At 58.7% G+C, this 13,022-nt stretch carries 10 protein-coding genes; 2 read left to right on the top strand and 8 right to left on the bottom strand.

The window, feature by feature from the left end:
- Positions 1 to 381 precede the first annotated feature (381 nt).
- Both AC515T_RS16040 and AC515T_RS16035 read left to right on the top strand, forming a co-directional pair.
- The gene (locus AC515T_RS16040) at positions 382 to 675 is read left to right on the top strand and encodes a DUF1652 domain-containing protein (RefSeq protein ID WP_496529114.1); all 294 of its coding nucleotides are present in this window, start codon (positions 382 to 384) and stop codon (positions 673 to 675) included.
- A 415-nt stretch (positions 676 to 1,090) separates the two neighbouring features.
- Positions 1,091 to 2,956: a DUF2599 domain-containing protein gene (locus AC515T_RS16035; RefSeq protein ID WP_496529113.1), complete on the top strand. Its 1,866-nt coding sequence runs from the start codon at positions 1,091 to 1,093 to the stop codon at positions 2,954 to 2,956.
- Positions 2,957 to 3,103: 147 nt separating this feature from the next.
- On the opposite strand, the gene AC515T_RS16030 is transcribed toward AC515T_RS16035, so the two are convergent.
- The 8 genes from AC515T_RS16030 to AC515T_RS15995 all read right to left on the bottom strand — a co-directional run bounded on the left by AC515T_RS16030 (position 3,104) and on the right by AC515T_RS15995 (position 13,003).
- Positions 3,104 to 4,039 (bottom strand): carbohydrate kinase family protein, encoded by a 936-nt coding sequence (locus tag AC515T_RS16030; protein ID WP_496529112.1) that lies wholly within the window; start codon positions 4,037 to 4,039, stop codon positions 3,104 to 3,106.
- A 12-nt stretch (positions 4,040 to 4,051) separates the two neighbouring features.
- A complete protein-coding gene (gene xylB, locus AC515T_RS16025) occupies positions 4,052 to 5,539 on the bottom strand; it encodes a xylulokinase (protein ID WP_496529111.1) in 1,488 nt (495 codons plus the stop codon).
- A gap of 267 nt (positions 5,540 to 5,806) precedes the next feature.
- A complete protein-coding gene (locus AC515T_RS16020; protein WP_496529110.1) occupies positions 5,807 to 7,288 on the bottom strand; it encodes a mannitol dehydrogenase family protein in 1,482 nt (493 codons plus the stop codon).
- A gap of 15 nt (positions 7,289 to 7,303) precedes the next feature.
- The gene (locus AC515T_RS16015; RefSeq protein WP_496529109.1) at positions 7,304 to 8,407 is read right to left on the bottom strand and encodes an ABC transporter ATP-binding protein; all 1,104 of its coding nucleotides are present in this window, start codon (positions 8,405 to 8,407) and stop codon (positions 7,304 to 7,306) included.
- 139 nt (positions 8,408 to 8,546) lie between these two features.
- On the bottom strand, positions 8,547 to 9,377 hold the full coding sequence (locus tag AC515T_RS16010) for a carbohydrate ABC transporter permease (RefSeq protein ID WP_039590930.1): 831 nt from the start codon (positions 9,375 to 9,377) through the stop codon (positions 8,547 to 8,549).
- A 10-nt stretch (positions 9,378 to 9,387) separates the two neighbouring features.
- Entirely contained in the window at positions 9,388 to 10,323 is a 936-nt protein-coding gene (locus tag AC515T_RS16005) for a carbohydrate ABC transporter permease (protein WP_496529108.1), read from the bottom strand.
- Between the two features lie 163 nt (positions 10,324 to 10,486).
- Positions 10,487 to 11,797 carry an ABC transporter substrate-binding protein gene (locus tag AC515T_RS16000; protein WP_496529107.1) on the bottom strand — a complete coding sequence of 437 codons (1,311 nt, stop codon included), beginning with the start codon at positions 11,795 to 11,797 and terminating at the stop codon, positions 10,487 to 10,489.
- A 300-nt stretch (positions 11,798 to 12,097) separates the two neighbouring features.
- Positions 12,098 to 13,003 carry an AraC family transcriptional regulator gene (locus tag AC515T_RS15995; RefSeq protein ID WP_053119509.1) on the bottom strand — a complete coding sequence of 302 codons (906 nt, stop codon included), beginning with the start codon at positions 13,001 to 13,003 and terminating at the stop codon, positions 12,098 to 12,100.
- Positions 13,004 to 13,022: the final 19 nt, after the last annotated feature.

Raw genomic sequence — 13,022 nt, 5'->3', positions numbered from 1 at the left:
TACGCTACGTCACACTTTTTTTGGACGAGGCGACGGGTGCCCACTTGCCCTTTCGCAATTGGGGCTACTCTAGGTTGCGAACAGGATAAAAGGCGATTGCAGTTTGCATGGAAAAAACAACGCTTCCTTGCGTTTTGCACGAGCCTTCTGGCGCAGGAAGAAGCTAAGCGCTTGATTCATATCAAATGTGGAAGGTTGTCAATACAGGCATATTTTTTGCGGGATAATTCAAGAGTTCGTTTGACGAGCTCGTTGACTGAAAACGCTAAAAAGAACGAACGAACGGCCCGGTATTCGTAGTCCCAGTCCGCAGGGAAGAAAACGGACGAAAATACCTCCGTCGTGAACATAAATTGGCCGCCTCAACAGGAGAGAGTCGCCATGTTTTTATCTGCCCTCGAAATGCGAAACATTATTGAAAGCAGCTTGCTGCCCAAGCGCTCGCAATGCACGTTGTCACCGGATTTGTCCATGACCGTCAAGATTTATGACGATCATGAAACTGATCGCGTGGCGCTGATCAAGAGCGACATCGACGCCACTAAGCTCACGGGCTGCCGGGCGATCAACGATCTGATTGCCGAGCTACGTACCGAACTCGATCATGATAAAAGTCGGGGCCATGCCCATCCAGGCAATCATTTTCATCAGAAGCACCGGATGACTGGACGTTAAACGCATAACCGTAGCGTGATCAACCTTTGTCTGGCCGGGCTTCCTCCCAGCCAGACGTTGAGGTGCTCTCTGTCGTGGCAAGTCGTTTCCTGGCTGATTCTGCTCAAGAATTAAGGCTGTGACGGCATTCCCTCGCGCCATTGTCCCAACCCCCAGTGCCAAACCCAAGTGTTCAGGTGCGACACTGAGGGTTTCGTATGCTGCCGGCCAGCCTTATATTTCGCGATAAAGGTTAGATCCAGAGCGTCTGTTGCACTGTTAGTTCTAACAGTAGTCAATACGCTTTAGCTCCCCCAAAATTGGCTCGTGTGTTATCGGTGCGTCATTGCATGGTAATAAATTTAGTTTGAGAGCCCCTACTAAATAGCTAATGCATTGTGCGTCTGTTAATGATGTGACTGTTTGGGTGGCTGAAATGAAAACAATCATCTATATGGTGTTGCTGTCATTGCTGAGTACCTCTGTCTCTGCAGTTTATTTGACGCCCAATCAAAATGCGGGTCGCGGAAACATCCCTGGTGGGTATGGGAATACGCCACCTCCAGCAGGTGATCCAAGTTTAAATTTCCCTATGGTCTTTCAAACCGATGATGGGGACTGGGTGAACGACATAACTTTGCCTGGTATCGCGCCGGATGCGGCCGAGATCACAATTAACGCAAGAGCTTCATATTCGAGTGTGTTGGATTTGACAAATACCGATGTGGGGGCTCAATCAATATCCATGAACAAGGGCGATACTTTTGTTTTTCAGTACGACGCCTCCGCTCGGAGGTGGAAGATCCGAGTGAGTGAATATTCTCCGAATAATGTGGGGAGTACCATACCGGACATCACGTCTAAAAGAATTGTGCGATACCTGATGAAAGATGGTGATTGGTCTGCGAACGTGATTTTGCCAAAAGCCAACAATGGTGATGTCGTCATTGTTCGGTCGACTGCCACCTACTCATCGAAAGTAAGTCCGCCGTCCGGTGTGTCTGGGGAGGCTGTAGACCTCTATTCAGGAGACACCTATACCTTCGTGTTTCAAGCCGATTTGAATCGTTGGAATTCTGTAAAGGCTCGCTATTTGCCTAATCCAGTAGTACAGCGTATCAATGATAACTATAACCAGATAAAAAACGATTGTCTTGAATACGGTACCCGTGCGCGGCGAGGGCATTACTATTGCAGTGGCAATACAATTCGGGGCACGGCAGATGGCGACTACAATCCTTGGGAGCGCCCAGCCACAGGCTTGACCTCCTATTCCTGGCTGAGAAAAGATATGGGTACCATCCGTCTATACAGGCCGGTTGGATTCATACTTCGTACACCTTTATACGGGGCGATTCATGGCCTCCCCGCGGTTTCCGTCGGTTGGACGTGCCTTTATCCTTTTGATGGATGGACCGCGAGCGCCAAGGAATGCGACGGGATTACCCCCGAGATGGCCAGCAAGGCTGGCTTTACCTATACCGCCGAGCCAGCACCACGGCCTCCCACTGCCAATAGCCAATATGCGTTTGGGGCTTGTGACAAAATGGGGATTACCCGAAAAGAGCAATGGCTAAGTTTTTTCAAAGCGGGTAACAATGCCCCGTGGAATCAGTGTTCTTGGAATGTGGAAAGCCAGACGAGCTGGAATGCGATGATTGATATTCACCAGGCGGATATAGTTCCTTATTCCCAAGTTGATCCGCAGAGTGGTATTGATTCGAGTTGGTATAAGCCAGCTCATAATGAACTCAAGCTGAATAATGCAGCGACCAGTTCGCAGCTGAATGCTTCTGCCATTGAGGCTATTTATTTCGATGTCAAGGTACAGCCAAGCCCGCTCGAAGCCGCCAGGATTTTTCAGCGAAAACTTAGGCAGGCGGGTCATTCCGTCCCCATTGTGCAACTTGATTTTTCCGTTCCGCCCGTAGAATGCTTCAGTTTTTCCCAAACAGATCAATCCGAGGCCTACGATTCCAGTCAATGTGCTCACTACATAGATTCGGTCGCTTGGATTGAGCGTTATGACCCGGGGACCAATAAAAATGAATGGAGCTTGTCAGTGGTGCCCACGGAGTGCGGTAGGAATATACAGTCAGATCAAACTAATCGGGCTTACGATGAGCTTGTTAGTAGATTTCGTAATGACGGTCAATGGAAAAATAATGATGGGGGAGGGATGCGTCGCCAACTCATTTGTCATCTCGCCATTGCGCGCACGAAAACGACTTGGAATCTGGAGCCGTTCAGGCCCGATGTTTCTCATGAAGTCGCTATAAATAATGGATGTAATCCTGTTTAAGGGCGACCCTCAACGTATCAATAATAGCGTCAATGCCTGTGCGGTGATTCCCTGGGTTTGCAGGCGGCTCAGGGAATCACCTTTTAACATTACTGAATTGCCGGTTCGGCGACGCCGCAGCGCTCAGGCGGATTTACGGCCTTTGGACTATAAATGCTTCCTGTACGGCAGATCTGGTCCGGTTTTTGTGCAGGTTAGCGCGGCGGCGCGCATGGCGAAGTCGAGCATTCCGTTGATGTGGTCCACGGTCAGCGAGTGCAAACCCTCCACATCATCCAGTTGCTGCTCGGTAAGCCAAGCGATCAACGCCGCTTGGAAGGTGTCGCCCGCACCCACGGTGTCAGCTATTTCGACGGGGCAAGCCGGTAGCGACCAGACGCCATGATGACGGCTGAACACCGTTGCGCCCTGGCCGCCACGGGTCAGGAATGCCAACTGGCAGCGATGCTCCAACCAGCCGCCAATCACCTCGTTTGGGTCACGGTCGGGGTAGAGCAGGCTCAGGTCTTCGTCACTGACCTTGATCAGGTCGGCATACTGCACCAGCGTTGCAATCCGCGAGCGCCACAATTCGATATCCGGCTGCGGGTTGAGCCGCACGTTCGGGTCGAGGCTGATCAGGCGCCGACCACTTTCCCGTTGAACCAGGGCCAGGAGCGTGTCGGCAATGGGCTGGACTACCAGCGAGAACGAGCCGATATGCAAACCACGCACTTCAGGGCCCAGTTCCGGTAGATGGGCCAGGCTCAACTGCCGGTCGGCACACCCTTCGCCGCGAAAGCTGTAGTGGGGCGAACCGTTGGCGCCTACGGCGACCATCGCCAGGGTGGTCGGCGCGTCGAAGTCCAGCAGGTACCGGGGGCTGACACCTTCATTGAGCAATACCCGCTGCAGGCGTCGGCCCAGGTAGTCGGTGGAGAGCCCGGCAAACAGCGCCGATTCAACGCCCAAGCGGCGCAGACCCACGGCCACGTTGAACGGTGAGCCTCCGGCAATCGCCTTGTAATTCACCTGCGAGGCAGGGCCATCCGCCTCGGTTTCACTGAAAAAATCAAACAGCGCTTCACCACACACCAGATACATAGTTGCCCGCTCTCAAAGGGTTGCGACGTGTTGTCGATAACGTTCATACGCCTGCTGGGACGCCGCGACGTGTGCGGCGACTGGCCGGGTTTCGCTGGCCGGGTCGAGCTTGACGCAGCGCTCGCACAGTTCGGCGAGGCTGTCTTGCGCGGCTGAATGACACCAGGCCGCCTGGATCGCCGCACCCAACGCCGCCGCTTCGCTTTGTTCGGTGCAAATGACTGTGGTGTCCATGATGTCGGCGACGATCTGCCGCCACACCGGGCTCTTCGAGCCGCCGCCGATCAGGCGAATGCTTTGGGCCTTGAGGCCGTTGGCCCGCAGCAGGTCCAAGCCATAGCGCAAACCGAAGGTCGTGCCTTCGACCACGGCGCGGCACAGGTTGGCCCGGGTCAGGTTGGTGGTGGTCAAGCCCAGCAGGCTAGCGGTGGCATGGGGCAGGGCAGGGACCCGCTCGCCGTTGAGGAACGGCAGCATGCAGACACCCTCGGCGCCAATCGGGGCCTGGGCCACCAGGGCGTTGAAGGTGTCGATGTCCAGATCCAGCAGCTCGCGAATCGCTCCGGTGGCGTTGGTCAGGTTCATGGTGCAGATCAGCGGCAGCCAGCCACCGCTGGAGGAGCAGAACGTCGCCACTGACGGTTGCGGGCTGACCACAGGTTCGGCGGCATAGGCATAGACCGTACCGGAGGAACCGAGGCTCATGGTGATCACGCCGGGCTGGATATTGCCGGTGCCGATGGCGCCCATCATGTTGTCTCCGCCACCACTGGCCACCACCGCGTCGGGGTTGATGCCCAGATGCGCGGCAATGGCCGGCAGGATGCGTCCGACCGGCTGATGGGCCTCGATCAGCTCCGGAAGCGCCATTAGCAGGCGTTCGCCGGGGTCGATGTGTTGCAACAACTGTACGTCCCATTGGCGGGTGCGTACGTTGAAGTAGCCGGTCCCCGAGGCGTCGCCGTATTCGCTGCAATGGCGCCCGGTGAGCCAGTAGTTGAGGAAGTCATGGGGCAGCAGGACGCTGGCGATGCGTTCGAAAACCTGGGGATGCTGCTCCCGCGTCCAGAGCAGTTTGGAAACCGTGTAGCCCGGCGCGATCACCACGCCGAGGCGTGCGAGGCTGCCGTCTTCACCCCCCAGGTATGCCAGAAGCCGATCGTTTTCCGGCGTCGTCTCGGTGTCGCACCACAGCTTGGCCGGGCGCAAGACCTGGCCCTGGTCGTCAAGCAGCACCAAGCCGTGTTGCTGGCCGGACACGCCGATGCCGAGGATCGCCTGGCCATCGACCCCGGCGGCGGCCAGGGCTTGGTGAGTCGCCTGGGTGAATGCATCGAGCCATTGCTGGGTGTCTTGTTCACGGCGACCGCTGGCCCCGCTGATCATGCTGTGGGCAGCGGCACCCTGGCCGAGCACCTGGCCGCTGAGCGTATCCAGGATCAGTGCCTTGGTGCCTTGGGTGCCGCAGTCGATACCCAGGAACAGTTGTTGGTTTGCCATAAAAATCCTTTGTCGTCAGATCAATACCCGCAGGAGATAGCCGCTCGGTCACACAATGTTCAGGCAAACACAAAACCTGTGGCGAGGGAGCTTGCTCCCGCTGGGCTGTGGTAGGAGCTGCCGAAGGCTGCGATCTTTTGATCTTGATCTTTCGCTTGATACTCAACCGGCCTTGGAAAAGATCGCAGCCTCGCTTCGCTCGACAGCTCCTACGACGCAACCCAGCGGGAGCAAGCTCCCTCGCCACAAAAGCGGATCGCGCCGGGCTTAGTTCGCGTCAGCCAACACCCGCTCAAGTGTTCGCGTAACCCCGTGCTCGCGCAAGCTGTTGCAGCACCATTCGAATGCTGCCACGAACTCCGGCGAGCGGGGGATCGCGCTGCCAAAGATTTCTTCCACCTCCAGCACCCGCTGGGTCACCAGCGCATCGTCAGCCACCAAGGCCTGGCAGAACGCCGCGCGTGGGTCCGGGATCGAATACGTCACGCCGTTCTCGTCCACGCCCTTCAGGTACACGGCCCAGGCCGCCACGACCAGCGCCGCACGGCGGGTTTCGCCGCCGTCGGCAATCAAGCGGTTGATGGTCGGGACGGTGAATTTTGGAAACTTCGACGAGCCGTCCGAACAGACCCGCTCCAACTGGTCGGCAATCGCCTGGTTGGAAAAGCGTTGCACCAGGGTGTTCTTGTAATCAGTCAGGTCGATGCCCGGCACCGGTGCCAGTTGCGGCGTCACGTCCAGGTCCATGTAGGCGCGCATGTAACGCACGAACAGCGGGTCGTTCATGGTTTCGTGGACGAAGCGATAACCCTTGAGAAAGCCCAGGTAGGTCAACGCCAGGTGGCTGCCGTTGAGCAGCTTGATTTTCATCTCTTCATAGGGAGAAACGTCATCGGTGAATTGCACGCCGACCTTTTCCCAGGCCGGGCGACCGTTGACGAACTTGTCTTCCAGCACCCATTGCACGAAAGGTTCGCAGACCACCGGCCAGGCGTCGTCGATGCCGTGTTCGTCATGCAATTGCAAGCGATGGGCGCCGCTGGTCATCGGGGTGATGCGATCGACCATGGCGTTGGGAAAACTCACGTTTGCGTCGATCCATTGGCCCAGTTCCGGGTCGCGCAGCGCGGCAAAAGCCAGCAGCGCCTTGCGAGTGACCGCGCCATTGTGGGGCAGGTTATCGCAGGACATCAGCGTGAACGCCGGGGTGCCAGCCGCGCGGCGCTTGGCCAGGGCGGCACAGAGGAAGCCGAAAACCGTTTTCGGCGCCTCGGGATGGGCCAGGTCCTGCTGGATCTGCGGCAGGTGGGCCATGAACTCGCCATTGCTGTCGTCGATGCAATAGCCACCTTCGGTGATGGTCAGCGAGACGATGCGGATCTGCGGATCGGCCAGTTTGTCGATCAGCGCCTGGGCGCCGTCTTCGGCCAATAGCATGTCGGCGATGGCGCTGATGACGCGGACTTCGGTGTCGTCGGTGTCGCCCAACTCATAAAGAGTGAACAAATAATCCTGGCCGGCCAGGTCATCCCGGGCGCGACGGTCTTCGGATCGAAGTCCTACGCCACAAATGGCCCAATCGAGGCCTTCGCCGGTATTCATCAACGCATCGGTGTAATACGCCTGGTGCGCGCGGTGGAAACCACCGACGCCGATGTGGGCGATGCCTTGGCGGCGGTCGTCCAGGTTATAAGCGGGCAGGGCGACCTCGGCGTTGAGGTTGTGCAGGTTCTGTCGGTTGAGTTTCATCACAAGTCTCTACAATCAGGCGGCGGCGCGCAGCGCGCGGTTCACCGCTACGCCCTCGGCATCGAATAGGTGGCAGTGTTCGGCGTCCAGGTGCAGGCTCAGTTGCTCGCCGAAGCGGCTCGCCAGGTCGCCGCGAACCCGCATGGTCAAGGCTTCGCCGGACGTCGTGACGACGTGACAGAAGGTGTCGCTGCCCAGCCGTTCGCTGACGTCGGCGGTGACTTGCAACGTGCAATCGCCCGGTTGCGCCAGGTTCAGGTGTTCCGGACGAATCCCCAGGGTCACCGCGCCGCCGACGCTCAGGTTGGCACCGCTGCGCGGCAGGTGGATACGCGTGCCGGCGTCCAGCAGTACCTCACAACCCTGGCTGTCCAGGGCGGTGACCTTGCCTTTGAGGAAGCCCATTTTCGGTGTGCCGAGGAACCCGGCGACAAACAGGTTGGCCGGCTGGTGATACAGCTCCAGCGGCGAGCCGACCTGTTCGATGCGCCCGCCGTTGAGCACCACCACCTTGTCGGCCAGGGTCATGGCTTCGACCTGGTCGTGAGTCACGTAGATCATGGTCGCCTGCAGCTCTTTATGCAGGCGCGCCAGTTCCAGGCGCATCTGCACCCGCAGAGCGGCGTCGAGGTTGGACAGCGGCTCGTCGAACAGGAAGATTTTCGGGTTGCGCACGATGGCCCGGCCGATCGCCACGCGCTGGCGCTGGCCGCCGGACAGTTGCTTGGGCTTGCGCTCAAGCATCGGCCCCAATTCGAGAATGCGCGCCGCTTCGTTGACCTTCTTCTCGACCTCGGCCTTGGGCACGCCGGCCAGGTCCAGGGCGAAGGACATGTTCTTGCGCACGCTCATGTGCGGATACAAGGCGTAGGTCTGGAACACCATCGCCAGGTCGCGCTTGGCCGGGCTGACTTCGGTGATGTCCCGGCCATCCAGTTCGATGGTGCCGTCGCTGACCTCTTCCAGGCCGGCGATCAGCCGCAGCAGCGTGGATTTACCGCAGCCCGACGGGCCGACGAAGACCACGAACTCGCGGTCGTTCACCTCAAGGTCGATGCCCTTGATGATGGAGAAACCTTCGAAACCCTTTTGCAAATTCTTGATTTTCAGGTTGGCCATGATGATGGGCCTCCACTTGTCATTTTATTCAGTTGACTGGGAAAGATCGCAGCCTCGTTGCACTCGACAGCTCCTACAGGGCTCGTGAGGGCTGTGGGCTGTGTGTAGGAGCTGGCGAAGCCTGCGATCTTTTGAAGGTTCATTTCACCGCGCCGAAGGACAAACCGCGCACCAGCTGTTTCTGGCTGATCCAGCCAAAGATCAGGATCGGCGCGCAGGCCAGGGTCGATACGGCCGACAATTTGGCCCAGAACAAACCTTCCGGGCTGGAGTAGGAAGCGATCAACGCCGTCAGGGGCGCGGCCTTGGAGGAGGTGAGGTTCAGCGACCAGAACGCCTCGTTCCAGCACAGGATCAGCGACAGCAGCACGGTGGATGCCAGGCCGCCCTTGGCGATCGGCAGCAGCACGCGGACCATTTCCTGCCAGAGGGTGGCGCCATCCAGGCGCGCGGCCTCGAGGATGTCGCGAGGGATGTCCTTGAAGTAGGTGTAAATCATCCAGACCACGATGGGCAGGTTGATCAAGGTGTAGATGATGATCAACGCGATACGCGTGTCCAGCAGGCCAAACTGTTTGGCCAGCAGGTAGATCGGCATCAGCACGCCCACCGGTGGCAGCATTTTGGTGGAGAGCATCCACAGCAATGTGCCTTTGGTGCGCTGGGTTTCATAGAACGCCATGGAGTAGGCCGCCGGCACCGCAATCAGCAGGCACAGGGCGGTGGCGCTGAAGGAAATCACCACCGAGTTCCAGGCGAAGCTGAAGTAATTGCTGCGCTCGTTGATGTGCAGGTAGTTCTCCAGGGTCGGCGCGAAAATGAACTGCGGCGGCGTGGCGAACGCATCGATTTCGGTCTTGAAGCTGGTCAGCACCATCCAGAAGATCGGAAAGAAGATCAGGATCGCGATGGCCCAGGCCAGCGTGCCCAGCAGCAGGCTTTGCAGGCGACGGGATTGTTGAAGAGTCATGGCGACGGCCTCAATGCTTGTCGGTGAGGTTTTTGCCGATCATCCGGACGAGGATGATGGCGGCGATGTTGGCAATGACCACGGCAATCAGGCCACCGGCCGAAGCCATGCCGACGTCGAACTGCACCAGCGCCTGGTTGTAGATCAGGTATGCGAGGTTGGTGGAGGCATAGCCGGGGCCACCGTTGGTGGTGGTGAAGATCTCGGCGAACACCGACAGCAGGAAGATGGTTTCGATCATCAGCACCACGGCAATCGGACGGGCCAGGTGCGGCAGGGTCAGGTGCCAGAAGATCGCGATCGGGCCGGCACCGTCCAGGCGGGCGGCTTCTTTCTGTTCCTGGTCCAGCGACTGCATGGCGGTCATCAGGATCAGGATCGCGAAGGGCAGCCATTGCCAGCTCACGATGATGATGATCGACAGCAACGGGTAATGAGCCAGCCAGTCCACCGGCTGGGCGCCGAACAGCTTCCACACCGAGGCGAGGATGCCCGAGACCGGGTGGAAGATCAGGTTCTTCCAGATCAGCGCACCGACGGTGGGCATGATGAAAAACGGCGAGATCATCAGCACACGAACGATGCCGCGCCCAAAAAACTCACTGGCCTCCAGCAGCGCGCTGATCAACACCCCGAGGACGATACTGATCAACAGCACGCTGCCCACCAGCAACAGGGTATTGGTGGCGCCAGGCATGAAGCCCGAGTCGGTCAGGAAATAGGTGAAATTCTCCAGCCCCACGAATTCGTTTTCGCCGGGGTAGAGCAGGTTGTAGCGAATCATCGAGAAGTAGACGGTCATGCCCAGCGGCACGATCATCCACAGCAGCAGCAAGGCCACCGAAGGGCTGACCAGGAACCAGCCGGGGTTGGCCAGGCGGACCTTGCGCGCCGGCGGCGGGGCAATCTCGATGGGGGCTTTGGCGGTTGTCGTTGAACTATTCATGAGTGCTTACTCTTATGCGACGCATTCCCTGTGGCGAGGGAGCTTGCTCCCGCTGGACCGCGCAGCGGGCCCATGCCGATAGGCAATCCTCTCGATCGCCAGGGCGGGCTTCGCCCGCCAGCGGGAGCAAGCTCCCTCGCCACAAATGGATGTTTACAGGCCTTTACTTGGGATACCCAGCGCGTTTCATCTCGCGTTCAGTGGTGGACTGCGCGGCGGTCAACGCCTGGTCCACGGTCTGCTGGCCAGTCAGCGCGCCCGAAAAGAACTTGCCCACCTGGGTGCCGATGGCCTGGAATTCGGGAATGGTCACCAACTGGATGCCGATGTAGGGCACGGGCTTGAGGGTGGGGGCTTTCGGGTCGGCGACTTTCAACGATTCCAGGGTCACCTTGGCAAACGGTGCGGCCTTCATGTACTCGTCGCTGTAGGTCGAGGTGCGGGTGCCTGGCGGTACATTGGCAATGCCGTCGGTCTTGGCGACCAATTGGCTGTACTCCTTGGACGTCGCCCACGTGGTGAAGACCGTGGCGGCCTCCTTGGCTTTGGAGCTGGTCGGGATGGCCAGCGACCAGGAGTACATCCACGAGGTGCCTTTGTCGGTTTTTTCGTGGGGGGCGAAGGTGAAGCCAACGTGATCGGCCACCTTGCTCTGGGTCTTGTCGGTGACGAACGAGCCGGCGACGCTGGCATCCACCCAGATCGCGCATTTGCCGCTGTTGAACAGCGCCAGGTTTTCGTTGAAACCGTTGCTGGAGGCACCCGGCGGGCCGGATTTCTTCATGTTGTCGACATAGAAATTGAGTGCGTCTTTCCACTCGGGCCCATTGAACTGCGGTTGCCACTTCTCATCGAACCAGCGTGCGCCAAACCCGTTGGCCAGGGTGGTGATGAGCGCCATGTTCTCGCCCCAACCGGCCTTGCCTCGCAGGCACAGGCCATATTGTTCCTTGGATTTGTCGGTGAGTTTTTCCGCGAACTCACCGATCTGGGTCCAGGTCGGGTGTTCGGGCATGGTCAGCCCGGCGTTCTTGAACAGGTCCGTGCGGTAATAGGTGATCGAGCTTTCGGCATAGAACGGCAGGGCGTACAGCGAGCCTTTGACCGACAAGCCATCGCGCACGGAAGGGAAGACGTCGTCCAGGTCGTAGGAGGCCGGCAGGTCCTTCATCGGCTCAAGCCAGCCCTTGGCGCCCCAGAGTGCAGCTTCGTACATGCCAATGGTCAGCACGTCGAACTGTCCGCCTTGGGTGGCGATGTCGGTGGTCAGGCGTTGGCGCAGGACGTTTTCTTCGAGCACCACCCAGTTCAGCTTGATGTCCGGGTGCTCGGCCTCGAAGGTTTTCGAGAGCTTTTGCATGCGGATCATGTCGCTGTTGTTGACCGTGGCAATGGTGAGGGTCTCTGCGCCGAAGCTGACGCTGCTGAGGGTCATGCAGGTGGAGACAAGCAGAACTTTTACCGAAGGTTTCATCGCGCACTCCTTTTCCGCGCCCGAAAGCTGCAGAAGGACAGTTATTGTTTTTGTGTCTTCCGGATGAAGGGAAGAATGTGCGCTGATTACAGCCCTCTATGGACGGCGTGACAAATCATCCGTCGCACTTGTGCTGATACTTTTTTGCACTGGAGAGGGTCGCGGCTGGACAAAGAACCCTGTGGCGAGGGAGCCTGCTCCCGCTGGGCTGCGAAGCAGACCCCAAAAACAAGGGCCGCTGCGCGCGCCAGCGGGAGCAAGCTCCCTCGCCTCGGGGGACCCTGTTGGGGCAAAAAAGGCTCAGCCCTGGTTCTGCTCGGTCAACCGCTGCACCGCCAGCCGCCGGTAGTGGGACGGCGTCATGCCCTTGAGCTGCTGGAAGCGCCGGTTGAAATTGGAGATGTTGTTGAAGCCGGACTCAAAGCACACGTCCGTCACCGGTTTGTCGCCGTCGGCCAGCAATTCGCAGGATTTGCTGATGCGTAGGCGATTGACGAATTCGATGAAACAGCGGCCAGTGGCCTGTTTGAACACCCGGCTGAAATAGGTGGGTTTCATGCCCAGGTGTTCGGCGACTTCTTCCAGGGGCAGTTCCCGGGCGTAATGGGCGAAGATGTAGTCCACCGCGCGGTTGGTACGGTCGATGCTGTGTTCGTCCGCCGTTTGCGGGGCGGTCGCGCCGGACAGCAGTTGGTAGTCATCCGTGGCGGCCAGCAGCTCCATCAGGATGAAAAAGTGCCCCAGTCGGCTCATGCCCTGGGAGTCGGCGATGCGCTGCATCAGGGTCATGGCCTGGCGGATGGTGCGCTTGCAACGGAACTCGATGCCGTATTGGGCGCGTTCGAGCAGCGGTGCGACTGTCTTGAGTTCAGCGAATACCTGGTGACCGCTTTCGAACAGCTCATCGGTGAAGTTCACCAGCATGTCGCGCTTGGGCACCACTTCGTCTTCGGCCACCTGGCTGATCCAGTTATGGGGCAGGTTGGGCCCGGTGAGAAACAGCGACTGGGGGTAGAAGTTACCGATGTAGTCGCCAATGAACACCTTGCCGGAACTGGCGACGATCAAGTGCAGTTCGTATTCCTTGTGGAAATGCCAGCGCACCAGCGGGCAGGGAAAGCCATGCTGGCGGTAGATGATGGACAGCCCGTTATGGTCGTCCATCAACTCGTAGGAGGGGTCGGTGACTCTGGCTGTTCGGGTCATGGGCCTGACGCTTTTATTG

Source organism: Pseudomonas sp. FSO-7, from assembly GCF_059579345.1.
Note: the sequence above shows the minus strand (reverse complement) of the source record. Positions and strands in the feature narration are given on the sequence as shown.